The sequence below is a fragment of the Streptomyces mauvecolor genome (assembly GCF_039532965.1).
Classification (GTDB): Bacteria; Actinomycetota; Actinomycetes; order Streptomycetales; family Streptomycetaceae; genus Streptomyces; species Streptomyces violascens.
This window is the reverse complement of record NZ_BAAASQ010000021.1, coordinates 224,629-246,560: the sequence shown is the minus strand read 5'-3', so window position 1 is coordinate 246,560 and position 21,932 is coordinate 224,629. Positions and strand designations below refer to the sequence as shown.

20 protein-coding genes are annotated in these 21,932 nt (G+C 72.1%); 5 read left to right on the top strand and 15 right to left on the bottom strand.

Annotation, left to right across the window (positions count from 1 at the left end):
- Positions 1-83: 83 nt before the first annotated feature.
- The 3 genes from ABD346_RS26495 to ABD346_RS26485 form a co-directional block, all read right to left on the bottom strand.
- Positions 84-254 (bottom strand): hypothetical protein, encoded by a 171-nt coding sequence (locus ABD346_RS26495; protein ID WP_344378280.1) that lies wholly within the window; start codon positions 252-254, stop codon positions 84-86.
- Between the two features lie 163 nt (positions 255-417).
- On the bottom strand, positions 418-882 hold the full coding sequence (locus ABD346_RS26490) for a molybdenum cofactor biosynthesis protein MoaE (RefSeq protein ID WP_344378278.1): 465 nt from the start codon (positions 880-882) through the stop codon (positions 418-420).
- Between the two features lie 78 nt (positions 883-960).
- Positions 961-2,067 carry an SDR family oxidoreductase gene (locus ABD346_RS26485; protein ID WP_344378277.1) on the bottom strand — a complete coding sequence of 369 codons (1,107 nt, stop codon included), beginning with the start codon at positions 2,065-2,067 and terminating at the stop codon, positions 961-963.
- 189 nt (positions 2,068-2,256) lie between these two features.
- Between ABD346_RS26485 and ABD346_RS26480 the strand changes: the two genes are divergently transcribed.
- Together ABD346_RS26480 and ABD346_RS26475 are read left to right on the top strand one after the other, a co-directional pair.
- Entirely contained in the window at positions 2,257-3,711 is a 1,455-nt protein-coding gene (locus ABD346_RS26480; RefSeq protein ID WP_344378276.1) for a zinc-dependent metalloprotease, read from the top strand.
- Positions 3,708-4,229 (top strand): NUDIX hydrolase, encoded by a 522-nt coding sequence (locus ABD346_RS26475; protein WP_344378275.1) that lies wholly within the window; start codon positions 3,708-3,710, stop codon positions 4,227-4,229. Before ABD346_RS26480 ends, ABD346_RS26475 begins: the two co-directional genes overlap by 4 nt.
- An 86-nt stretch (positions 4,230-4,315) precedes the next feature.
- Here ABD346_RS26475 and ABD346_RS26470 read toward each other — a convergent pair whose 3' ends face one another.
- The 4 genes from ABD346_RS26470 to ABD346_RS26455 form a co-directional block, all read right to left on the bottom strand.
- Entirely contained in the window at positions 4,316-5,071 is a 756-nt protein-coding gene (locus ABD346_RS26470) for an AIM24 family protein (RefSeq protein ID WP_344378273.1), read from the bottom strand.
- 13 nt (positions 5,072-5,084) lie between these two features.
- Complete coding sequence (locus ABD346_RS26465; RefSeq protein WP_344378272.1) at positions 5,085-5,765, bottom strand: AIM24 family protein; 681 nt, start codon at positions 5,763-5,765, stop codon at positions 5,085-5,087.
- A gap of 13 nt (positions 5,766-5,778) precedes the next feature.
- A complete protein-coding gene (locus ABD346_RS26460; protein WP_344378270.1) occupies positions 5,779-7,452 on the bottom strand; it encodes a TerD family protein in 1,674 nt (557 codons plus the stop codon).
- 106 nt (positions 7,453-7,558) lie between these two features.
- Positions 7,559-8,155: a M48 metallopeptidase family protein gene (locus ABD346_RS26455; protein WP_189962741.1), complete on the bottom strand. Its 597-nt coding sequence runs from the start codon at positions 8,153-8,155 to the stop codon at positions 7,559-7,561.
- A gap of 225 nt (positions 8,156-8,380) precedes the next feature.
- Between ABD346_RS26455 and ABD346_RS26450 the strand changes: the two genes are divergently transcribed.
- Both ABD346_RS26450 and ABD346_RS26445 read left to right on the top strand, forming a co-directional pair.
- Positions 8,381-9,514 (top strand): ThiF family adenylyltransferase, encoded by a 1,134-nt coding sequence (locus tag ABD346_RS26450; protein ID WP_344378432.1) that lies wholly within the window; start codon positions 8,381-8,383, stop codon positions 9,512-9,514.
- Between the two features lie 40 nt (positions 9,515-9,554).
- Positions 9,555-10,925 (top strand): ABC1 kinase family protein, encoded by a 1,371-nt coding sequence (locus ABD346_RS26445; protein ID WP_344378269.1) that lies wholly within the window; start codon positions 9,555-9,557, stop codon positions 10,923-10,925.
- A gap of 57 nt (positions 10,926-10,982) precedes the next feature.
- Here the strand turns inward: ABD346_RS26445 and ABD346_RS26440 are convergent, their stop codons facing one another.
- The 5 genes from ABD346_RS26440 to ABD346_RS26420 form a co-directional block, all read right to left on the bottom strand.
- Positions 10,983-11,153 carry a hypothetical protein gene (locus ABD346_RS26440; protein ID WP_344378268.1) on the bottom strand — a complete coding sequence of 57 codons (171 nt, stop codon included), beginning with the start codon at positions 11,151-11,153 and terminating at the stop codon, positions 10,983-10,985.
- Positions 11,154-11,294: 141 nt separating this feature from the next.
- Positions 11,295-11,618, bottom strand: coding sequence for a hypothetical protein (locus ABD346_RS26435; protein WP_114038864.1), 324 nt, complete (start codon positions 11,616-11,618; stop codon positions 11,295-11,297).
- Complete coding sequence (locus tag ABD346_RS26430) at positions 11,615-11,983, bottom strand: WhiB family transcriptional regulator (protein WP_053729898.1); 369 nt, start codon at positions 11,981-11,983, stop codon at positions 11,615-11,617. Before ABD346_RS26430 ends, ABD346_RS26435 begins: the two co-directional genes overlap by 4 nt.
- Positions 11,984-12,149: 166 nt before the next feature.
- Positions 12,150-12,503 carry a hypothetical protein gene (locus ABD346_RS26425; protein WP_189962743.1) on the bottom strand — a complete coding sequence of 118 codons (354 nt, stop codon included), beginning with the start codon at positions 12,501-12,503 and terminating at the stop codon, positions 12,150-12,152.
- Positions 12,504-12,682: 179 nt separating this feature from the next.
- Positions 12,683-14,869, bottom strand: a complete 2,187-nt coding sequence (locus ABD346_RS26420) for an ATP-dependent DNA helicase UvrD2 (RefSeq protein ID WP_344378266.1) — start codon at positions 14,867-14,869, stop codon at positions 12,683-12,685.
- A 263-nt stretch (positions 14,870-15,132) separates the two neighbouring features.
- On the opposite strand from ABD346_RS26420, the gene ABD346_RS26415 reads away from it, so the two are divergent.
- On the top strand, positions 15,133-15,375 hold the full coding sequence (locus ABD346_RS26415) for a mycoredoxin (protein WP_344378264.1): 243 nt from the start codon (positions 15,133-15,135) through the stop codon (positions 15,373-15,375).
- A 161-nt stretch (positions 15,376-15,536) separates the two neighbouring features.
- Here ABD346_RS26415 and nudC read toward each other — a convergent pair whose 3' ends face one another.
- The 3 genes from nudC to ABD346_RS26400 all read right to left on the bottom strand — a co-directional run bounded on the left by nudC (position 15,537) and on the right by ABD346_RS26400 (position 21,608).
- The gene (nudC, locus tag ABD346_RS26410; protein ID WP_373300922.1) at positions 15,537-16,499 is read right to left on the bottom strand and encodes an NAD(+) diphosphatase; all 963 of its coding nucleotides are present in this window, start codon (positions 16,497-16,499) and stop codon (positions 15,537-15,539) included.
- A gap of 71 nt (positions 16,500-16,570) precedes the next feature.
- Positions 16,571-17,986 carry a dipeptidase gene (locus tag ABD346_RS26405; RefSeq protein ID WP_344378263.1) on the bottom strand — a complete coding sequence of 472 codons (1,416 nt, stop codon included), beginning with the start codon at positions 17,984-17,986 and terminating at the stop codon, positions 16,571-16,573.
- Between the two features lie 10 nt (positions 17,987-17,996).
- Positions 17,997-21,608 carry an ATP-dependent helicase gene (locus tag ABD346_RS26400; protein ID WP_344378262.1) on the bottom strand — a complete coding sequence of 1,204 codons (3,612 nt, stop codon included), beginning with the start codon at positions 21,606-21,608 and terminating at the stop codon, positions 17,997-17,999.
- Between the last annotated feature and the right edge of the window lie 324 nt (positions 21,609-21,932).

Sequence of the window (21,932 nt, the reverse complement as noted above, 5' to 3'; positions counted from 1 at the left end):
GCGCCCACCCCTGGGGCCGGTCCGTACGGGGGCCGTTGGCGATCGCGTACGAAACCGGGGCGCCTCGCGCCGGTCGGGAACGCTCAGACGGCGTCGGTTCCGGAGTGCGATTTCGACATGGCTTCTCTGAACCGGCTGTACCCGGCGAGTTCGGCAACATCGCCGGATGTGCGATCGCGGGCGGCCCAGGTCGCCCATATCGCCGCGCCGACAGCAGCGAAAAGCGGAATCAGCAACCACAGGAGTGCAGCCATTCCGACCTCCCGTCCCCAATGAGCGACCGTAACTGACAGATCAGCAGATTAGTCATCTGCCAGTCCAACGCTCAGGCCAGGGGTGCGGTTACGCAAATCGGGGCGCAAGGCGCCCGACAGGGTTTCAGCCACGCGCCCTCGTCAGCAGCCGTACGAGAAGCCCTCAGCAGGCCCCCACCCATTCCTCCGTGCCGTCCGAGAACCTCTGGTGCTTCCAGATCGGGACCTCGTGCTTGAGGTCGTCGATCAGCTTGCGGCAGGCCTCGAAGGCCTCCCCGCGGTGCGGGCAGGAGACGGCGACGACGACCGCGATATCGCCGACGGCCAGATCGCCCACACGGTGGACGGCGGCCAGCGCACGGACCGGATACTCGGCGACGACCTTTTCGGCCACCCGGCGCATCTCCGCCTCGGCGCTGGGGTGGCAGGAGTACCCGAGCGTGTCGACGTCCGTGCCGCCGTCGTGGTTGCGCACGGTGCCGACGAAGAGCGTGGTGCCACCCGCCGCGAAGTCGCCCGAAGCCGCGAAGACCTCGTCGACGGAGATCGGGGTGTCGCGGATCGCCAGGAGGCGGATCGGGTCCTGCGCCGCCTGCTCACCGGGGTGGTCGGGGTACGTGCGTGCCATGTTCCCATCGTGCCGTACGGCACCGACATCCCGGAATAGCTCTTTCGACCGGGGGCCGCGCGCCCGTGTAGGAGGGTCCTACAGCCCCCGGCGCTTGCGGGCCCTGCGCACCACCGCGGCGGCGCCGAGCAGCGCGACCGTGGCGCCCGCGGCACCCGCGGCGGTGGCGTCCTTGCGGCCGAGCCTGCGGCCCGCGACGGTGTGCCGTCCCGCCACCTCTTCGAGGAGCTCGGCGAGGACTTCCTCGTTGGTCCAGCGCGGCCGCCAGCCCGCGTCGTGCAGCCGCCCGACGCTCACGACCCACGGGTGCATCGTGTACGCGAGGTCACCGGCGGGCGAGGGCGTGAGGCCGATCCGGTGCAGCCGGGCCGCCGCGCCCAGGGCGACCGCCGAGGGCAGCTCCATGCGGCGGATGCCGCTGAGCTCCTCGACCTCCTCCTGCTCCAGCCACCCGTCGCAGCCGACCGCGAACTCTCCGTCGACCTTCTCCAGGGCGGCGTACTCCAGCGCGCTGCACAGGTCCTCGACATGGCAGAACTGCCAGGTCGGGCGGGATCCGGCGACGACCAGGAGGCGCGGCGACTCGAAGTACCGGGTGAGCGCGGTGTCGGTACCGCCCACCAGGACGGCGGGCCTTACCACCGTGACGTTCAGGCCGGGGTGGGCGCGGGGTGCGCGGCGCCCCAGGCGCTCGATCTCCAGGAGGTCGCCGACGCCGGTCGCCTCGGCGGTGGCCCGCAGCTCGGCGTCCTCGGAGAGCGGGATGTCGTTGTCGGGCAGCGCCCCGTAGACCATCGCCGAGGTGCAGAGCACGACCCGGTGGACGCCGGCCGCGGCCGCGGCGGTCAGCACGGTCTGGGTGCCACGCACGTTGTAGGCGGTGCGGGCCGCCGGGTCGGTCTCCAGGTCGAGGTCGAGCGCCAGGTGCACGACGACGTCGGCGCCCCGCAGCTTCTCGGCGATCGCCGGGTCCCGTACGTCCAGGATGTGCCAGGTCGCCTCGGAGACCTCGCCCCGTCGCTCGTCGATGGCGACGACCTGCTTGACCTCGTCGGACGCGGCGAGCCGCGAGGTCAGCAGGGCGCCGATCCCGGACGCGGCACCGGTCACGGCGACGACGGGACCGCGCGATGTTGAGGTTGAGAGGTTTCGCGCTGCGCGAACCTGCGGATCTGGGGAACTCACCGGGCGTCTCCAGCGGTTGTCTTCAGTACGTACGTTAATGACGCGTACGTACCAGGTGGCGTCCATCCTGCCGCAGGCCGCGAGGCTGCGGAGCACCGAGCCCTTATCCGGTTCGGATGTCTACGCTGGTCTTGTTGTGGGGAAGCCGCCGTCGGCAGTAGCCGGCGGCCTGACGAGCCGAGGAAACCCGTGAGTGACACCCCATTCGGATTCGGCCTTCCGCCGGAGGAGCCGGACAACGGCGACGGCAAGAAGAAGGACCCTGCCGGAGGTGGTCAGGGTGCCGGCGGCCAGGGCGGCAACCCCTTCGGCTTCCCGGGCGCGGGCGGCGGCGGGGACAACCCGTTCGCCGCGATGTTCGGTTCGATGAACCCGAACGATCTGGGCGCCGCCTTCCAGCAGCTCGGCCAGATGCTCAGCTACGAGGGCGGTCCCGTGAACTGGGACATGGCCAAGCAGATCGCCCGCCAGACGGTAGCCCAGGGCACCGCCGACGGCACCAAGGACGAGAGCATCGGCCCCGCCGAGCGCGCCGCCGTCGAGGAGGCCGTGCGCCTCGCCGACCTGTGGCTGGACGACGCGACGTCGCTGCCCTCGGGCTCCACCACCGCCGTGGCGTGGAGCCGTGCGGAGTGGGTCGAGGCCACCCAGCCCGCCTGGAAGGAACTGGTCGACCCGGTCGCCGAGCGCGTCGGTGCGGCCATGGGCGGCGTCCTGCCCGAGGAGATGCAGGCCATGGCGGGCCCGCTGATCGGCATGATGCGCTCCATGGGCGGCGCCATGTTCGGCCAGCAGATCGGGCAGGCCGTGGGCACGCTCGCGGGCGAGGTCGTCGGCTCGACCGACATCGGCCTTCCGCTCGGCCCGGCCGGAAAGGCCGCGCTGCTGCCGCTGAACATCGAGGCGTTCGGCAAGGACCTGGGCGTCCCCAAGGACGAGATCCGGCTCTACCTGGCCCTGCGCGAGGCCGCCCACCAGCGGCTCTTCGCCCATGTGCCGTGGCTGCGCTCGCATCTGTTCGGCGCCGTCGAGGGCTATGCGCGGGGCATCAAGGTCGACACCGCGAAGCTGGAGGACGCCGTCGGCCAGCTCGACGTGTCGAACCCGGAGCAGCTTCAGGAAGCCCTCCAGCAGGGCATGTTCCAGCCGGAGGACACCCCCGAGCAGAAGGCCGCCCTGGCCCGTCTGGAGACGGCCCTCGCGCTGGTCGAGGGCTGGGTCGACGCGGTGGTCCACGCGGCCGCCAAGCCCCGGCTGACCTCGGCGGACGCGCTGCGCGAAATGCTGCGCCGGCGCCGGGCGACCGGTGGCCCGGCCGAGCAGACCTTCGCCACCCTGATCGGCCTGGAGCTGCGGCCGCGCCGGCTGCGGGACGCCTCGCGCCTGTGGGCCTCGCTCACCGACGCGCGCGGTGTGGACGGCCGGGACGACCTGTGGGAGCACCCGGACATGCTGCCGACCGCCTCCGATCTGGACGACCCGGACGGCTTCGTGCACCGCGAGCACCTCGACTTCTCGGAGCTCGACAAGATGCTGGGCGAGGCCGCCGAGCAGAACGGCCCGTCCCTGAAGAAGGACAAGGGCGCCGAGGCCGACGAGAAGACGGACGGCTCCGACGACGGCAAGGGCGATTCCGACAAGTGACCCTGCACGACGACGCGGTCCTCGTACTGAAGTCGTACGAGGACCAGGCCGAGCTGCGCCAGGCCTACCTGGACCATCTCTGGGCGCACCCCGACGGCATGTGGAAGGCCTGCGAGGCGGGCCACCTCACGGCCAGTGCCCTGGTCATCGACCCGGAGCAGGGCAGGGTGCTGCTCACCCTGCACAAGAAGCTCAACATGTGGCTCCAGATGGGCGGCCACTGCGAGCCGGGCGACGCCACGGTGGCGGCGGCCGCGCTGCGCGAGGCCGAGGAGGAGTCCGGCGTCACCGGGCTCACGCTGCTCGCGGGCGGCCCGGTCCGCCTGGACCGGCATCCGATCCCGGCACCCTGCCACTGGCACCTGGACGTCCAGTACGCGGCGCTCGCCCCGGCCGGCGCCGTCGAGGCGATCAGCGACGAGTCCCTGGACCTGCGCTGGTTCGGCTACGACGAGGTGGCCGCGGTCGCCGACACGTCGGTGGTCAACCTCCTTGAGGCGACCCGCGCGCGGCTGTAGCCGGAGACGGACCCGGCTCCAACGGGCATAAAAGTAAGGGGCGCTCGCCATGGCGAGCGCCCCTTACCCGTGCCCTGAAGGAGCGGCTAGCTCCAGGCGTTGCCCTGGTTCTGCGCGTGGACGCCCTGCTGGCCCATGCCGTACTGGGCGCGCAGGCCCTGGCCGATCATCGCGTTCTGCGGCGGCAGCACCTCGCTCGGCTGCACGAGGGCGAAACCCTGGCCCAGGAAGCTCAGTTCCCAGCCCTCGCCCGTGTTGCCGCGGCGCCGCCAGACGCCCGTGGAGTGCGTCTGCGCCTGCATCTGGACCCGCAGCGAGGTCGACCAGGCCACGATCGCGTCCGCGTCGGCGTTGACGTACTTGTCGGGCGTGACCTGCAGCATCAGCGGCTGGCCCGAGGTCATCAGGACGACCTTGCCGGTGCCGGTGATGTTGAGCTGGTACTTGCCGGTGCCGGAGACGCCGTACTGGCTGTCCACGGCGATGACTTCGTGGTGCAGCGAGGAGTCCATCGCGAGGACGTAGCCGCTGTCGACGGTCAGGCCGTCCCGGTCGACGTCCACCACGTGGACGTGCTGGGCCAGGTTGGCCAGGTAGACCGTGCCCTGGCCCGAGACGCGCATCAGGTCCAGGCCCTCGCCGGTGCGGGCGCGGGCATTGCGCTGGCCGTTCGACTGGTACTCGCCGTCGAATTCCATCAGCCCCTGGTAGGCGACCATCGAGCCCTTGCGGGCGAGGAGGTCGTCGTGGCCGGTGAGCACGGCCCGCAGCAGCTGCGGGTTCTGCGCCGTGTACCGCTCCTGGGACTGCTGCTCGGTGTAGCTGAAAAGCGGGCTCTGCATGGTGTCTCTCCCCCTAGCCCCGGGCCCGCAGGCGGTCCGTGCTGTCCTCACTCGGCTGTACGACGACGATGCCCTGGCCCGAGAAGGCCATCTGGAAGGCCTCTCCACTGCCCCGGCCGATCAGCGAGGACGCCTTGAAGCTGCGCTTGCCCTTCACCTTCAGGTTCGGGGACCAGGCGACCAGGGCGTCCGGGTCGACGTACGTCTCGTCCTCGCCGCTGCCGCAGTCGACGACGACCGGGGTGCCGCGCGAGGTCAGGGCGACCCAGCCGGTGCCGGAGATCTTGACGTTGAACAGGCCCTGGCCCGCGAACTTGGCGAGCCCCTTGACCCGTTCGACGCCCCACTGGAGGCTCGCGTCGAAGGCGAGCACATTGGTGCCGTTGACGGAGATCGCGTCGTTGTTGAGGTTGACGATCACGACATTGGCGCCGTAGTCGGCGAGATAGAGCAGGCCGTCGCCGGTGCACTTCATGAGGGGCGCGCCCTCGCCGGTGATCCAGTCCCGCGCCATCTGGCGCACGGCCGGCGGGTTGGGCTCGTACTGGATGAAGCCCTCGTAGGCGACCATCGAGCCGACCCGGGCGAGCAGGTCCTGGCCGGTGACCATGGCCACCTTGAGCATGGCGCTGCCGTGGTTCTCCATCCGGGCCGCGACGGGGGTCGGGGCGTAGCCCGCGAGTTGCTGGTTCATTGTCCGGGCTCCCTCAGACCTCGTACGGCTGGACGACGATGAAGTTGCCGGGGGCGCCCCGGAACTGGAGATTGACGGACTCGCCGCTGTGCCCCGGATAGGCGTTGCGGCGCAGTCGTACCTGGCTGGAGACGATCACCTGGGACGCGGCGGACCAGGCGACGATCGCGTCGCTGTCGGCGAAGGTGGTCGGCGTGACCGGCAGCACCACCGGGGTGCCGTGGGTCATCACGACGACGGTGCCGGTGCCCTGGAACAGCATGGTGAACAGGGCGCCGCCGGGGATGCCGTGCCCCTCGATGCGGCGGACCTCGTACTGGAGCGACTCGTCGAAGGCCAGGACGTGCTCGGCGGAGACGCAGATGCCGTCGCCCTGGAGCTCGATGGGGTGCAGATAGGCGCTGTTCTCGGCGAGGAAGACCTGGCCGCGGCCGGAGCAGCGCATCAACTGCATTTCCTGGCCGGTCGCGTTGCCGACGATCCGGCCCGCGAAGCCGGCTCCCTTGTAGCCGAAGTCGACCTTGCCCTGGTACATGACCATGCTGCCCTGGCGGGCCAGGACCGGCTGGCCGCCGGCGCCGAGGTCGACCCTGACCAGCTGCTTGTTCTGCGACGTCCAGCGCTGGCCGGTGGGCAGTTCCTTGTACATCTGAATGGCCGCGTGGAGGCCGCCACCGCCCTGGGGCATGCCCTGCGGCTGACCGTAGGGCGCGGGCTGGCCATAGGGCGCCGGCTGACCGTACGGGGCGGGAGCGCCCGGCGGCGGCACCTGGCCCGGGACGGGGCCGGGCTGCTGGCCGAACTGGGGCTGCTGCGGCGGCTGTCCGTAAGGGGGCTGCTGCGGCTGTCCGTACGGAGCGGGCGCGGGCGGCGGCACGGTGCCGGGCACCAGGTGCATCGGTGCGGCGATGGTCGGCGCGGCGTGGATCTGCGGGCTGGGCACGGGAGGCGGCGGCGGGGTGGATCCCTGCGGCGGCGGCGCGTAGTGCTGCGGGGCGGCCGGGGCGGGCGCGGGCGCCGGCGCCCCGAAGGAGGGCGCGGGCTGCGGGGCCTGCGCCGGGGCGCCGAACTGCGGGGCGGGCGCGGCGGCTTGGGGCGGCGGCGCGAAACCGGGCGCCGCACCCTGCGGCTCCGGCTGCTGCGGGGCCGCGGGCTCCTCCTCCAGGACCTCGCCGCCGAAGTTCTTCAGGAGCGCTTCGAGGCCGCCGTCGAAACCCTGGCCGACGGCGGCGAAGCGCCACACGTCCTTCAGGTAGAAGTCGCCGAGCATGACGGCCCGCTCGGTGCTGAACTCCGCACCGGTGAAGGAGTACCGGACCACTTCCTCGCCACCGGCGACGACCCGGATGTAGCCCGGCCCCACCTGCGACATCTGGCCGGCGCCGTCGAGCGTCGCGGTGAAGGAGAGCTTGTGGATGCCGGCCGGAACGCGGTCCAGGGTGACGCGGAACGACTCGGTGTCGCCGGACTGGGCGCCGAGGAGCTGGATCGACTCCTCAGGGGATTTGGGCTGGTTGAAGAAGACGAAGTAACGGTCGTCGGACAGCCGCTCGTTGGCGTCGAGCCCGAAGCAGCTGATGTCGAAGGTCAGCCCGGGACCGCCGATCTGCACGCCTACGTACAGATCCGTCCCGGCCGTGAGATCACTGACCTTGGCCTTGTGGCCGCGCTGGAATTCCCTGGCCATGCGTACCGACCGTCCCCCATCCCGAGGTGATTGCGTCGCGCCAGGCTAACGGCTGCCTCGGACAATCGGCGAAGCCGCTACACATTCGGTACAGAACCGCCGGCTCTCACTCTCCGCGAGCGGCGGGCAGGTGCGGAAGGCGGTCGGCGGCCACCACGCCTTCGAGGTAGCCGCGGGCCCGTTCGGTGCGCGGATAGGCGTCCAGGAGCTGCCAGAACCGGGGGCCGTGGCCGGGTACCAGGAGGTGGGCCAGCTCGTGCACGAGCACGTAGTCGACGACGTACTCGGGCATGCCCTGGAGCCGGTGCGAGAGGCGGATGCTGCCCTCGGCCGGGGTGCACGAGCCCCAGCGCGTGTTCTGGTTGGTCACCCAGCGCACCGACGCGGGGCGGGCCCGGCCCTCGAAGTACTGCTCGGAGAGACGCTCGGCGCGCTCGGTCAGTTCCGCGTCGCCCAGCATGCGCTTGCTCTCCTGCGCCGCCAGTTTGTCCAGCATCACCGTGACCCAGCGCTGCTCCTCCGCCTCGGACATCCGGGCCGGGATCAGCACGATGGTGCGGTCGCCCTCGCGGTAGGCGGAGACCGTTCTGCTGCGCCGGGTGCTGCGGCGGACCTCGACCGCGCTCGTCGCCGGACCGCGTGGCGGCAGGCTGGTGGGGCTGCGCGGCGGGCTTCCGGCACTCTGCAGTGGGTCGGCGGGCACGCCCCGACGTTACCCGCTGTCAGTGGGGGAAGTCCCGCCTCCGGGACGGTTGAGCCATGATCCATCCGACGGGGTGCAGCATTTGAATGACTAATACCCCTCGCCTGTGGACAACTTTTCACGCCCTTCTCCGCAGCCGTGCATTCTTGCCCCATGCCGCGCGACGGCCTGCGATCGGGCAGGTTCCGGGGACGTGCGGACATGCGGGACAACGGGGGTTCGACCATGCATCCGATGCTGAAGCCGGCACTGCGCCGGGCCTGGCGGGACCGGCAGACCGTGCAGTTCGGGATCACACCCGCGCAGGCGGTGGTGGTGTCGCCGGTGGATCCGGCGACGGGCCATTTCCTGGAGATGCTCGACGGCACCCAGGGCCTGCCCTTTCTGTACGAGCGGGCTCGCGCCCTGGACCTGCCACCCGGTCAAGTGGACGAGCTGGTGGCCCGGTTGACGGCGGCGGGCGTGGTGGACGATCCGACGGCGGGCGGCCCGGCGGCCGATGCGTTACGGAATCGGTCGGATGCGCTGGAGCGACTACGGCCGGATCTGGCTTCCCTCTCGCTCATCCACCCGGAGCCGGGCGACGCCGCGCGCAGGCTGGCGGCCCGGAGGGCCATACGGGTCCAGGTACGCGGCGCCGGGCGGGTAGGCGCGACCATCGCCGCGGTGCTATCGGGCTCCGGGGTGGGCCGGGTCGACGTCCTCGACGGGGGCGTCGCGCAGCCGGGCGATGTGGCGCCGGGCGGGCTGCCCGAGCGGGCCGTCGGCGAGCGGCGGGCGACGGCCGCGGGCCAACTTGTCCGGCGGACGGCGCCGGGCGGGCCGCCGCGCCAGGGGCGGGACGCGGAGCGGGCCCCGCTCTCCCTGATCGTGGTCGCCCCGCGCGAGGCACTCGATGTGTACGCGCCGGACGCGGCGGACGCCGAGGTCTGGGTCAGGGCCGGGACTCCCCATCTGTACGCGGGAGTTGTGGAGACGACGGGGGTGGTGGGGCCGCTGGTGCTGCCCGGCGGCACCGGGTGCGCGGGGTGTCTCTCGCTCGGCCGCACGGAGCGCGACCCGGGCTGGCCGCGGCTGCTCGCGCAGTGGCGCTCGGGACGGCAGCGCACCGCCGTACCGGCCTGCGACCTGGCGTTCGCGACGGCGGTGGCGGGTCTCGCGGCCGGGCACGCGCTGGCGTTCCTCGACGGTGATCTTCCGGCGAGTACGGGCAGCCGCTGGGAAGCCTCGCTGCCCCGGCTCGACTGGCGGTCCACACCGATCGAGCCACACCGCGACTGCTTCTGCGGCGCGGTTGGGAACACTCAGGGGGAGCAGGTCTCGGGGACGGCGGAGCCACACGACACAATGGCCCGGTAGCGCCTGCGAGGTCGCTGCTGTCTGGGATTTGGAGGGGCGCATGTCTGATCTTCCCCGGAAGGCGGTCACCCGGACCGCCAAGCTGGCCGCGCTGCCACTTGGCTTCGCCGGCCGGGCCACCTGGGGCCTGGGCAAGCGGATCGGCGGGAAGTCCGCGGAGCTGGTGGCGCGCGAGCTCCAGCAGCGCACCGCCGAACAGCTCTTCAAGGTCCTGGGCGAGCTGAAGGGCGGCGCCATGAAGTTCGGGCAGGCGCTGTCCGTCTTCGAGTCGGCCCTCCCGGAGGAGGTCGCCGGCCCCTACCGGGCCGCCCTGACCAAGCTCCAGGAGGCGGCGCCCCCGATGCCGACCCGCACGGTCCACGCCGTACTGGAAGAGCGGATCGGCGCCGACTGGCGGGAGCTGTTCCTGGAGTTCGAGGAGAAGCCGGCGGCGGCCGCCTCGATCGGGCAGGTGCACCGGGCGGTGTGGCACGACGGGCGCGAGGTGGCCGTCAAGGTGCAGTACCCGGGGGCCGGCGAGGCGCTGCTCTCGGATCTGACGCAGCTCAGCCGGTTCGCCCGGCTGCTCGGTCCGCTGATTCCGGGGATGGACATCAAGCCGCTCATCACCGAGCTGCGCGACCGGGTCTCGGAGGAGCTGGACTACGAGCTGGAGGCGCGCGCCCAGCGCGAGCACGCCGCGGAGTTCGCGGGCGACGGGGATGTGCTGGTGCCGGACGTGGTGCACCAGTGCGACCAGGTCCTGGTGACCGAGTGGATCGAGGGGATACCGCTCTCGGACGTGATCAAGGACGGTACGCCGGAACAGCGGGACCGGGCCGGGCAGTTGCTGACCCGTTTCCTGTTCTCGGGCCCGGCCAGGACGGGGCTGCTGCACGCCGATCCGCACCCGGGCAACTTCCGGCTGCTGCCGCCCGAGAAGGCGGGCGGTCCATGGCGGCTCGGGGTCATGGACTTCGGCACGGTGGACCGGCTCCCCGGCGGGCTGCCCGCGACGATCGGCGAGTCCCTGCGGATGACGCTGGAGGGCGAGGCCGAGGCAGTGTACGAGCTGCTGCGCGGGGAGGGCTTCGTCAAGGAGTCCATCGACCTGGATCCGGACGCGGTCCTCGACTATCTGCTGCCGATCATCGAGCCGGCCCAGGCCGACGAGTTCACCTTCAGCCGGGGCTGGATGCGCGGGCAGGCGGCCCGGATCGCCGATCCCCGCTCCCCCGCCCACCAGTTGGGCAAGCAGCTCAATCTGCCACCGTCGTATCTGCTGATACACCGCGTGACGCTGTCCACCATCGGCGTGCTGTGCCAACTGGACGCGACGGTGCGCATGCGGGACGAGCTGGAGGAGTGGATGCCCGGGTTCCTGGCGGAGACCCCGGCCGAGTCGGAACCGGAGGCGGCCGAGGAGGCGTGAAGGCGGGCCCGGGAGACCTGAGGGCGAAGCCGGGAGCGGTGCCGGGCGAGCCGGGCGCTACCACCAGGAGGCGTCGAGCCTGCCTTCGATGGCCCTGATGTTGGCGCGGGCGCAGTCGTCGCAGTAGTAGCGACCGGTGCCGTTCTCGACCGAGTAGGTCCAGGTCGGCGGTGGGCCCTCGGCCGGAGCCGGGGTCCCGCAGTGGGAGCACACGATGGTTTCGGCCATCGGCCGATTCTGGTCGTCCACCTCGCGACGATACCGCCGCGCCCGGCCCTTTGGGGTCACAACGCACCGCGGGGGCCGGTCCGTTCGGACCGGCCCCCGCGTCTTACTGCTTACTTCTTGGTCGTGCCGAGGCGCGTGCCGTCAGTGCATGACGGCCATGGCGAGGGCACGGCGGGCCCGCATCGACGCGCGCTCGGCGCGCCGCTGCATCCGCCGGGCGGCGACCATGCGTACGGCCTGGCGCTCCACCTCGGCTTCCCGCAGCCGCTGATGCATATGAGCACGGGCCAGGGCTTCTGGCATGAGTTGCATTTCGAGGGTCCTGTTCTGACGCGACTTGTTCGCGCCGGTGGTGGTGAAGTCTGGGGTCGCGGAGCCGGTGGGCTCGCTGGCGGACGTCGTCATCGGGGCCTGCTTCTGGGGGTCGTTCGTTCGGGGGTGGTCGATGGTTCCCGGGCGGTTCATGCCGCGACCGGGTTCTTGCGCGGGCGACCACGCGGCCGCTTGCGGGCGACGACCACACCCTGGACGAAGAGCTCGCCGCCCCAGACGCCCCACGGCTCGCGCCGCTCCTTGGCGCCCGCGAGGCAGGCGGCCATCAGGGGGCAGGTCTGGCAGAGCGACTTGGCGTACTCGACATCGGCCGGCGACTCGGCGAAGAAGACCTCCGGGTCGAAGGAACGGCAGGGGACGGGTACGCCGAGGTTCTCGATGGCGTCGTCGAGCGCGGTGAGCGCGGTGAGGGGAGTCAAGGCGGGGTCCTCCGTGAGACCGGGCGGGGGGAGAGTCGGGGCGGGCGGTACGGACGGGGCGTGCGCTTCGAGTTGCACGGTGATTTCTTCCTCGTCTTGTTCGGCTGTGTCGGTCCGGCCGGTCGGCCGGGTTTCGGCTGGCACCGAGGCCCCCTTCACTCCGTCCGTCCCGTTCGGGACAAACAGAAGGGCCGCGGATCCCTGATGGGGTTCCGCGGCCCTGAAGGCGCCTGCCTGATCTGGATCAGGCTGGATCACTCCAGGGTTCGAGCCCACGGAAGGCCCACATCATGTGGTGCTGGTACTGCTTCGTCTGCTTTTCGGCTCCGGCACCGGTCGCCGCAAAGGCGTGGGCCTGAGCCCGTCCCTTCGCTACTGCTGCTCCCGGCGCCTGGATCGGTCGCTCATTGCGCTCATCACGCACGGGGAGGCTCGCCAGGGAGGCCGGGACGACGGCGGAGATGCCGACGAGACCGGAGGCGCCGGCGGACAGACCGGTGCCCTGGAACGAAGAGCCGAGCGTGCAGGTGGCGGCGACCGAGCGGTCCGTCACTTTGGTGCTGATGAAGCTGGTGGTGATCTCGATGTAGCTGGCCACTGGTCTCGCCTCCTCTCGGCGTCTCGGGGACTTCGGCCTCGCGGCCTGATCCCATGCGTATTCGGATAAGTACAGCTAAGTACAGCACGGAGACCGGGCTTCGGAGAAGCTCTCGTTTCCGTGGTTAAGAACCTATGGGGATTCCTGGGGCGGGCGCAAACTATTTTTTCGACGAGTTTTCATGAACCTGCCTCGTCGACTCCTCCAGGCTCCTCACCTGCGCAGATGGCCAGGACATCGGTGCCGAACCGATCCAGCTTGCGGGCGCCGACGCCGGAGATCACCGCGAGCTCGTGCCCGTTGGACGGCACCGCCTCCGCGATCGCCATGAGCGTCTTGTCCGTGAAGACGACGTACGGCGGCATGCCCAGCTCCCCGGCCTGGTGGGAGCGCCAGTCGCGGAGCCGCTCGTACAGCGCCTCGTCCATGTCCGAGGGGCATTCCTCGCAGCGCATCAGCTTCATCTCGCCGGCCTCGGTGAGTGTTTTCCCGCACACCCGGCACAGCACCGGGCCCCGGCGGACGCGCTTGCGGATGGCGGGGCCGCGCTCGATGCCGCCCGCACCGCCCGCCGCCGCCCGGGCGGCCCGGGAGCCGGTGCCCGGGCGCAGGCCGTCCAGGAACTGGCTGGGGCGACGGTGGGCCCGGCCGCCGGGAGAGCGCGAGAGCGACCAGGAGAGCGCGAGGTGGAACCGGGCGCGGGTGACGCCGACGTACAGCAGCCGGCGCTCCTCCTCGATCTGCTCGGCCGTCTTGGCGTACGTGATCGGCAGCATTCCCTCGGTGAGGCCGACCAGGAACACGGCGTCCCATTCCAGGCCCTTCGCCGCGTGCAGCGAGGCGAGGGTGACGCCCTGGACGGTCGGGGCGTGCTGGGCCTCTTCCCTGGCGCGGAGCTCGGCCCCCAGGTCGGACAGCGTGGCGTCGGGCTTCACCCGCGCGTAGTCCTCGGCGAGGCGGACGAGGGCGGCGAGCGATTCCCACTTGTCGCGCATCGCGCCGGAGCCCTTCGGGGGCACCGCCGTCCAGCCCTTGGTGCCGAGCACGGCCCGCACCTGGGAGGGCAGGTCCACGGCGTGGTCGAGCAGCGAGTCGTTGCGGCCGGCCACGGAGGCGCCCCTGAGGGCGGTCGTGGCCTCGCGGACCTCGGGGCGCTCGAAGAACCGCTCGGCGCCGCGCAGCTGGTAGGGCACGTCGAGGTCCGCCAGGGCCTGCTCGTAGATCTCGGACTGGGCGTTGATCCGGTACAGGACCGCGATCTCGCCGGCCGGAACCCCGGAGCGGATCAGGTCGCGGATGCGCCGGGCGACGCCTTCGGCCTCGGCGGGCTCGTCCCCGTACTCCGTATAGAGGGGCTCGGGGCCTTTCTCGCGCTGCGAGACCAGTTCGAGCCGGTGCTCGGCGGCGCGGCCGCCGGCCTGGTTGAGCAGCCCGTTGGCGAGGTGCACGACCTGGGGGGTGGAGCGGTAGTCCCGGACCAGCTTGACCACTGTCGCGCTCGGGTGGCGGGTGCGGAAGTCGAGGAGGTAGTCGGGGGTGGCGCCGGTGAAGGAGTAGATGGTCTGGCTGGCGTCGCCCACCACGCACAGGTTGCCGCGATCACCCACCCACAGGTCGAGCAGGCGCTGCTGGAGAGGGCTGACATCCTGGTACTCGTCCACCACGATGTGCTGGTACTGGTTGCGGACCCACTGGGCGAGGTCCTCCCGGGCCTGGAGCACACCGACCGTGAGGAGCAGCACGTCCTCGAAGTCGATCACCATGCGGTCCTGCTTGAGCTGCTCGTACGTCCGGTAGATCTGGGCGATCTCGGCCGGGTCGCGGGGCGGCTCGCGGTGTGACTGGGCCACGGCCGCCGGGTAGTCCTCGGGCACCCGCTGGGTGACCTTCGCCCACTCGATCTCGCCGGTCACATCGCGCAGCTCGTTGCGGTCGAGGCGGAGCCCGCTGCGGGCGGCCGCCTCGGCGACCAGCTGGACCTTGCGCTCGACGAGCCGGGGCGGGTACTCGCCGCCGACCGCCTTGGGCCAGAAGGCCCTGAGCTGGTGCAGGGCCGTCGCGTGGAAGGTGCGGGCGTTGACGCTGCCCACGCCGAGCTCACGCAGCCGGCCGCGCATTTCGGCGGCCGCCCGGTTGGTGAAGGTGACCGCCATCACCCCGGCCGGGAGGTAGACCCCCGAACGCACCCCGTACGCGATCCGGTGGGTGATCGCGCGGGTCTTGCCCGTGCCCGCGCCGGCCAGCACGCACACCGGGCCGTGCAGGGCCGTCGCGACCTCGCGCTGCTCCGGGTCGAGCCCGTCGAGCACCGCGTCGGCCGTGTCCGGGACCGGCGGGAAGAGAGTGGAGTGCGTTGCTGATGTCACCCCGCAATGCTGCCAGGTCGTCCGGGACCGGTGCGCCGCGTTGTCCACAGGGGGCGCCCGCAGTCGTACTAATGCGGGCCGCGCCGTCTCCCGCAGGCGCCGGGCACCTGGCCGAACGGCCACCGGGGCGGGCGCCGTGGCGATTCGGTCACATGGGGGCGCGGTGCGGGAATGGTGGTCGGCCCCCGTACGTTCCACCCCCTGCGGAACCGCATTTCGGCGGGGCGCGCACGCCAGTCAGCGATACAGAGGAGCGCGAAGACATGCCGGGCACTGTGACGATGTACAGCACCACCTGGTGCGGCTACTGCCAGCGGCTGAAGAAGCAGATGGACCGCGAGGGCATCGCGTACACCGAGGTCAACATCGAGCACGACCCGGCGTCGGCGGCGTTCGTGGAGAAGGCCAACGGCGGCAACCAGACGGTCCCGACCGTGCTCTTCCACGACGGCTCGACGCTGACGAACCCGTCGCTCGCGCAGGTCAAGCAGAAGATCGGCGTCTGAGAGCGCCCGTACGGCGCGACGGCCCGACCGGGTCCACGCCGCGCCCGTACGGCGACTGAACCCGGAAGGCCCCCGTCCGCACCCAACCCCGGACGGGGGCTTTCCGCATGGTCCGCACCCAACCCCGGACGGGGGCCTTCCGCATGTGTGGGTTACGGGGGTCAGTGCGTCGGCTTCGGCAGGGGCTTGCCGTACCAGAGCTCGATCAGGCGGGCCGCGATCGAGATGCCGTACGGCGGCAGGACCTCGCCGGAGTCGAAGGCGGCGGCCAGGTCCTCGCGGGAGAACCAGCGGGCCTCGTGGATCTCCTCGCCGTCCACGTTGATCTCGGACGAGGTGGCCTTGGCCATGAAGCCGAGCATCAGGCTGGACGGGAACGGCCAGGGCTGGCTGGCGACGTACTCGACCGGGCCGACCGTGACGCCTGCCTCCTCGAAGACCTCGCGGCGCACCGACTGCTCGATGGACTCGCCGGGCTCGACGAAGCCCGCGAGGGTGGAGAAGCGGCCCTCGGGCCAGTGCACCTGGCGGCCGAGCAGCGCCCGGTCGTGCTCGTCGGTGACCAGCATGATCACTGCCGGGTCGGTGCGCGGGTAGTGCTCGGCCCCGCAGGCCGGGCAGCGGCGGATGTGGCCGGCCGCCGCGATCACGGTGCGCTCGCCGCAGCGGGAGCAGAAGCGGTGCAGGCGCTGCCAGTTCTCCAGGGCGACGGCGTGCGTCATCAGGCTCGCGTCGCGCGGGGACAGCAGGAGGCCGGCCTCGCGCAGTCCGGCGGGCCGGGCCGACTGGTCCATGCGGCCGGGCAGGGCGTCCTTCTGGAGGGCGAAGTAGCTGACGCCGTCCTCGTCGGTGCCCAGGAAGTAGCGGTGGGTCTCGGTGACCGGGGCCTCGAAGGCCGGGGTCATGACGAGCTCCGTACGCCCGTCGGGGGCGTCGTCGATCAGGGCCTGGCCGCCGGAGACCACGAAGACCCGGGTCGTCGGGTGGCTCCAGGCGGCCGCCAGCCACGCCTCGTCGAGGCGGTGGTGGGCCGCCCGGTCGATGCCGCTGGGCGCGGTGAGACCGATCGGCGTGGCGAGCCCGATCGGCTGGTCCGTGATGGCTTCACTGCTGGTGGTGCTCACAGGTGCTTCCAACTCCCCCGGGTGGATGGTGTGTTCAGCGATTTCTGTCAGCCGGTGGTCAGGCTGGCGGATCAGGCTGTCGTGGCGGCGAGGTCGCTCCACAGGTGGGCCGTGGTCTCGACGCCCTTGAACAGCAGATCCAGTTCGACCTTCTCGTTGGGCGCGTGCCAGCCGTCCGAGGGGACCGAGATCCCCAGGAACAGGACGGGCGCCGCCAGTACGTCCTGGAGGTCGGCGGCAGGTCCCGAGCCTCCCTCGCGGGTGAAGCGGACCTTCGTGCCGAAGGCCTCGCTCATCGCCCGCACGACGGACTGGAGCGCCGGGTGGCCGAGCGGGGTGAGGCACGGCCGGGTGCCCGCGCTCCAGGTGATCTCCTGCCGGATTCCGGCCGGGACCTGCTCGGCGGCCCAGTGGGTGACGAGCTTCTCGATGTGCTTGGGGTCCTGGCCCGCGACCAGGCGGAAGGACAGCTTCACCATCGCCGACGACGGGATAATCGTCTTGCCGCCGGGGCCCTGATAGCCGCCGCCGATGCCGTTGACCTCGGCCGTCGGGCGGGCCCAGATCCGCTCCAGGGTGGAGAACCCGGCCTCGCCCAGGGTCGCCCGCGACTTGGCGGTGCCCAGCCACTCGGCCTCGTCGAAGGGCAGCTCGGCGAAGAGTTCGCGCTCGGCGTCGGTGAGCTCCGCGATGCCGTCGTAGAAGCCGGGGATCGTGACGTGCTCGTCGGCGTCGTGCAGCGCCGCCACCAGGCGGGCCGCGGCCGTCGCCGGGTTGGGTACGGCGCCGCCGAAGGAGCCGGAGTGGATGTCCTGGCCGGGCCCGTACAGCTGGATCTCGCACTCGGCGAGGCCACGCATGCCGGTGCACACGGTGGGGGTGTCCTCGGACCACATGCCGGTGTCGGAGACGATCACGGCGTCGGCCGCGAGGCGCTCGGCGTGCTGCTCGACGAGGGCCCGGAAGTGCGGCGAGCCGGACTCCTCCTCACCCTCGATCAGGAGCTTCAGGTTGACGGCCGGGGCGGTGCGGCCGGTGGCGGCGAGGTGCGCGCGGACTCCGAGGGTGTGGAAGAACACCTGGCCCTTGTCGTCGGCGGCGCCGCGCCCGTACATCCGCCCGTCGGTGATCACGGGCTCGAACGGGTCGGTGTGCCAGCCGTCCTCGCGGACCGCGGGCTGCACGTCGTGGTGGCCGTAGACCAGGACGGTGGGCGCGCCCGCCTCGCCCGAGGGCCACTCGGCGTAGACGGCGGGGGCGCCCGGGGTGTCCAGGATCTCGGCCACCGGGAAGCCGGTCTCGCGGAGCTTGGCGGCGAGCCAGTCGGCACTGCGCCGTACGTCGGCGTCGTGGTCGGGCTGGGCCGACACGGACGGGATCCGCAGCCACTCCGCGAGGTCGTCGAGGAAGGCGGCGCGGTGCTGCTCGATGTACGTGCGCACCGTCTCGGTGGCGGTCTGGACGGCGCTGTCCGGGGTCTCGCTCATGTCCTTGAGCCTATCCGGCCGGGGGTGGTGGCCGGTCCGGCGGTCCGCCCTGCGGACTGCGCCCGAGCAGGATCGCCTCCAGCTCGGCGCGGCCCGGCAGGTGGGCCGGGCGGACCGTCTCACCTGTGCGTACGTACACGAACGCGGCCCCGACCGACTCCAGCGGGACGCCCAGCTGCTCGGCCCAGGCGACCCGGTAGACCGCCAGCTGGAGCGGGTCGGCGGTGGCCTGCCGGCCGGTCTTCCAGTCGACGATCTCGTACGTGGCGCGGGAGCCGTCGCCCTCCTTGTAGACGGCGTCGATCCGGCCCCTGATCACCCGGCCGGCCAGCGTCAGCTGGATGGGGGCCTCGGTGCGGTACGGGGTGCGGGCCGCGTACGGGGTGCGTTCGAAGGCCTCCTTGAGGGCGGCCAGATCCCGTTCGTCCGCGATGTCGGCCTCGGTGTCGTCCGCCCCGGGCAGCTCGTCCGGGCCCAGCATCGGCAGCGGGAGTTCCTCGAAGCGGGACTCCACCCAGGCGTGGAACCGGGTGCCCCGGCGGGCGGCCGGCTGGGGGCGGCGCGGCATGGGGCGGGCCAGGTCGCGGGCGAAGCCGTCCGGGTCCGCGGCAAGGCTGAGCAGCTCGGACGCGGTGAGCGAGGCGGGCACCTCGACCTCACGGGTGGTGGCGCGGGCCCGGCGGAGCTCGGTGGTGAGCGCCTCCAGGTCGCGGTCCCAGGAGTGCAGGGTGCGGCGGTCCTCGGGGGTGAGGCGGGGGGCGGGGATGTCGGCGGGGGTCTGCGCCAGGGCGTGGTCGCGGACGCGGGTGTGCTCGACCGGCGCGGCCGGGGCGTGCTCGATCTCCGCGTCGGCGGACGGCGGGGTGGCGGCCGGGCGCTCGGTGGGCAGCAGGTCCCAGTCCTCGGTCGGGTCAACCGGGTGCCCCAACTCCCCTTCCCCATCAGGAGGGAAGGGCTCGTCATGCGGAGGGAAGGGCTCGTCCCCGTAGAGCTCGCCCTCGTGGGGATCGTCCTCGTACGGATCGTTCTCGTACGGATCGGCTTCATAGGGCGCGTCTTCGTAAAGCCCGTCCCCATAGGGCTCGTCCCCGTAACGCGCGTCCTCATAAGAGGCGGGCGCTTTCTCATGCGGAGCCTCTGCCGCCGGGGTCGCCAGGTGGGCCAGGACTCGTTCCGCTGCGGCGCGGCGGCGGGCCAGGGAGTCCGGGTCGAGCGGGAGGGGCCAGGCGTGGGCGGTGGCGGACTCGTGGAGGGCGGGGTTCTCGGCGTCCTCGGCCGGTTCGTCCGCCCACGCCTCGATCTCGCCGTGGCCCGCCGCGCAGTGCTCGTACAGCGCATGCAGGAAGGCGGAGGGGCCCCGGGGCTTCTTCTGGCTCGGGCCCCACCAGTGGCCCGAGCCGAGCAGCAGGGTGCGGGGGCGGGTGAACGTGACGTATCCCAGGCGCAGTTCCTCGGTGTGCTGGTGGTCCTTCATCGCCTCCTTGAAGGACTTGAGGCCCTTCGCGTCCCACTCCTCGACGACCGGCAGCGTCGGGGCGTCGCCGCGCAGGGCGTGCGGGAGAACCTTCGCCTGGGACGTCCAGGCCTCCCTCGACTGGGTGGAGGGGAACGTTCCGGCGACTAGGCCGGGGACGGCGACGACGTCCCACTCCAGGCCCTTGGACTTGTGGGCGGTGAGCACCTTCACCGTGTTCTCGCCGCCGGGCAGCGCGTTGTCCAGGCCCTTCTCGTACTGGGCGGCGGTGCGCAGGAAACCGAGGAACGCGAGGAGCGAGGCCTCACCGTCCAGCGCCGCGAAGCTCGCCGCCGTGTCGAGAAAGCCGGAGAGGGTCTCGCGGCGGCGGGCGGCCAGGGCGTGCGGGGAGGCGGAGAGCTCGACTTCGAGGCCGGTGACACTCAGGACACGGTGCAGTACGTCCATGAGCGGGTCGGAGAGCGAGCGGCGCAGGTCGCGCAGTTCGGCGGCGAGGCGGGCGAAGCGGACGCGGGCTTCCGCGGAGAAGGGCAGCCCGTCGTCCTCGGCACCTTCGAGGAAGGTGTCCAGGGCGTCGGCGAGCGAGATCACCTCGGCCGGGTCGACCCCTTCGACGGCGTCGGCGAGGCGCTGGTCGGCGTCGTCGGACGCGCCGGTGACGCGGCGTACGAGGTTGCGGGCGCGGCGGCCGAGCAGTGCCAGGTCGCGGGGGCCGATGCGCCAGCGCGGGCCGGTCAGGATCCGTACGAGCGAGGCGTTCGCGCCCGGGTCCTGGAGGACTTCGCAGACCGCCACGAGGTCGGCGACCTCGGGCAGGTGGAGAAGGCCGGAGAGGCCGACGACCTCGACGGGGACGTCGCGGGCCACCAGGGCGCCCTGGATCTGCGGGAAATCGCCCGCCGTACGGCACAGGACCGCGATCTCGCCCGGGGCCTTGCCCGTGCGCACGAGGTGGGCGATCGAGTCGGCGAGCCACTCGATCTCCTGCTCGTGGGTGTCGAGCAGGGCTGTGCGGACGCTGCCGTCCCGCTCGGCGCCGGGGGCCGGACGCAGCGCCTCCACACCCTCGTGCATCGAACGCAGCGGCGCGGCAAGGGAGTTGGCGAGGTCGAGGAGACGGCCGCCGCTGCGACGGTTCTCGGACAGGGCGTAGCGGGTGGCGGGGCGGCCGTCGGCGTACGGGAAGTGGCGGGGGAAGTCGTCGAGGTTGGCCACCGAGGCGCCACGCCAGCCGTAGATGGCCTGGCAGGGGTCGCCGACGGCGGTCACGGCGTGGCCGGTGCCGCCGCCGAAGAGCGCGGCGAGCAGGCGGCGCTGGGCGACCGAGGTGTCCTGGTACTCGTCGAGGAGCACCACCTTGAACTCCTCGCGCAGGATCCGGCCGACCTCGGGGTGGGTGAGGGCGAGCTCGGCGGACAGCGCGATCTGGTCGCCAAAGTCGAGCAGGTCGCGGCTCTTCTTGGCGGCGCGGTAGCGGGTGGTGAGGTCGAGCAGTTCGAGCCGGGCCGCGGCGGCCTCGGGCACCTTGCGCAGCTCGGCGTTGCTGAGCTTGGCGCTCTCCAGGATGCGCAGCAGGTCCCGGTCGTACGTGGCCAGACGCTCGGGGTGTACGAGATGTTCCGCGAGCTCGGCGTCGAGCGCGAGCAGGTCGCTGACCAGGGAGGCGAACGCCTTGGTCAGTGCCGGGTACGGCCCCGGGGCCTCGCGGAGCACCCTGGCGGCGAGCTGGAAGCGGGTGGCGTCGGCGAGGAGGCGTGAGGTGGGCTCCAGGCCTATGCGCAGGCCGTGGTCGGTGAGCAGGCGGCCCGCGAAGGCGTGGTACGTGGAGATGCCGGGCTCGCCCTGCTCGGGCTCCGGGGCGTCCGGGTCGGTGATGCCGGCCCTGATCAGGGCGGTGCGTACGCGCTCCGCGAGCTCGCCCGCGGCCTTGTTGGTGAAGGTCAGCCCCAGGACCTGCTCCGGTGCGACCTGGCCGGTGCCCACCAGCCATACGACCCTGGCCGCCATGACCGTCGTCTTGCCGGAGCCGGCTCCGGCCACGATGACCTGCGGGGCGGGCGGGGCGGTGATGCAGGCCGTCTGCTCCGGGGTGAAGGGGATGCCGAGGAGCTCTTTGAGCTGCTCGGGGTCGGTGAGGGGGGTGGGCACGGTGGTCAAGGGTAGTGGGGGGTGCTGACAGTGGGGGCCGGGTGCGGGTCGGGGGCGCCTGCGGGTGGGAGGCCTGCGGGTGGGAGGCCTGCGGGTCCGGGGCGCCTGCGGCGGGCGTTGCCCCGCCCCGCCCCTTCCCGAAACCCGCCGGGGATGGGTGGGAACAGGGAAGGGGGTTTCCGGGGGCTTCGCCCCCAGGCCCCACGGGGGCTTCGCCCCTCGACCCCCCGCGGGGGCTTCGCCCCCTGCACCCCCTTCGGGGCTCCGCCCCGGACCCCCTCGGAGGCACGCCCGAGCCCCGCTCGGAGGCGCGCCCGGACCCCC

Bases quoted from the DNA above. Each gene is read 5' to 3' on its own strand.
- ABD346_RS26465 (WP_344378272.1), bottom strand. From the start codon at position 5,765: ATGAACCAGCAACTCGCGGGCTACGCCCCGACCCCCGTCGCGGCCCGG.
- ABD346_RS26470 (WP_344378273.1), bottom strand. From the start codon at position 5,071: ATGCAGAGCCCGCTTTTCAGCTACACCGAGCAGCAGTCCCAGGAGCGG.
- ABD346_RS26450 (WP_344378432.1), top strand. From the start codon at position 8,381: ATGCATCCGATGCTGAAGCCGGCACTGCGCCGGGCCTGGCGGGACCGG.
- ABD346_RS26440 (WP_344378268.1), bottom strand. From the start codon at position 11,153: ATGGCCGAAACCATCGTGTGCTCCCACTGCGGGACCCCGGCTCCGGCC.
- ABD346_RS26460 (WP_344378270.1), bottom strand. From the start codon at position 7,452: ATGGCCAGGGAATTCCAGCGCGGCCACAAGGCCAAGGTCAGTGATCTC.
- ABD346_RS26445 (WP_344378269.1), top strand. From the start codon at position 9,555: ATGTCTGATCTTCCCCGGAAGGCGGTCACCCGGACCGCCAAGCTGGCC.
- ABD346_RS26415 (WP_344378264.1), top strand. From the start codon at position 15,133: ATGCCGGGCACTGTGACGATGTACAGCACCACCTGGTGCGGCTACTGC.
- ABD346_RS26405 (WP_344378263.1), bottom strand. From the start codon at position 17,986: ATGAGCGAGACCCCGGACAGCGCCGTCCAGACCGCCACCGAGACGGTG.
- ABD346_RS26490 (WP_344378278.1), bottom strand. From the start codon at position 882: ATGGCACGCACGTACCCCGACCACCCCGGTGAGCAGGCGGCGCAGGAC.
- ABD346_RS26435 (WP_114038864.1), bottom strand. From the start codon at position 11,618: ATGAACCGCCCGGGAACCATCGACCACCCCCGAACGAACGACCCCCAG.
- ABD346_RS26495 (WP_344378280.1), bottom strand. From the start codon at position 254: ATGGCTGCACTCCTGTGGTTGCTGATTCCGCTTTTCGCTGCTGTCGGC.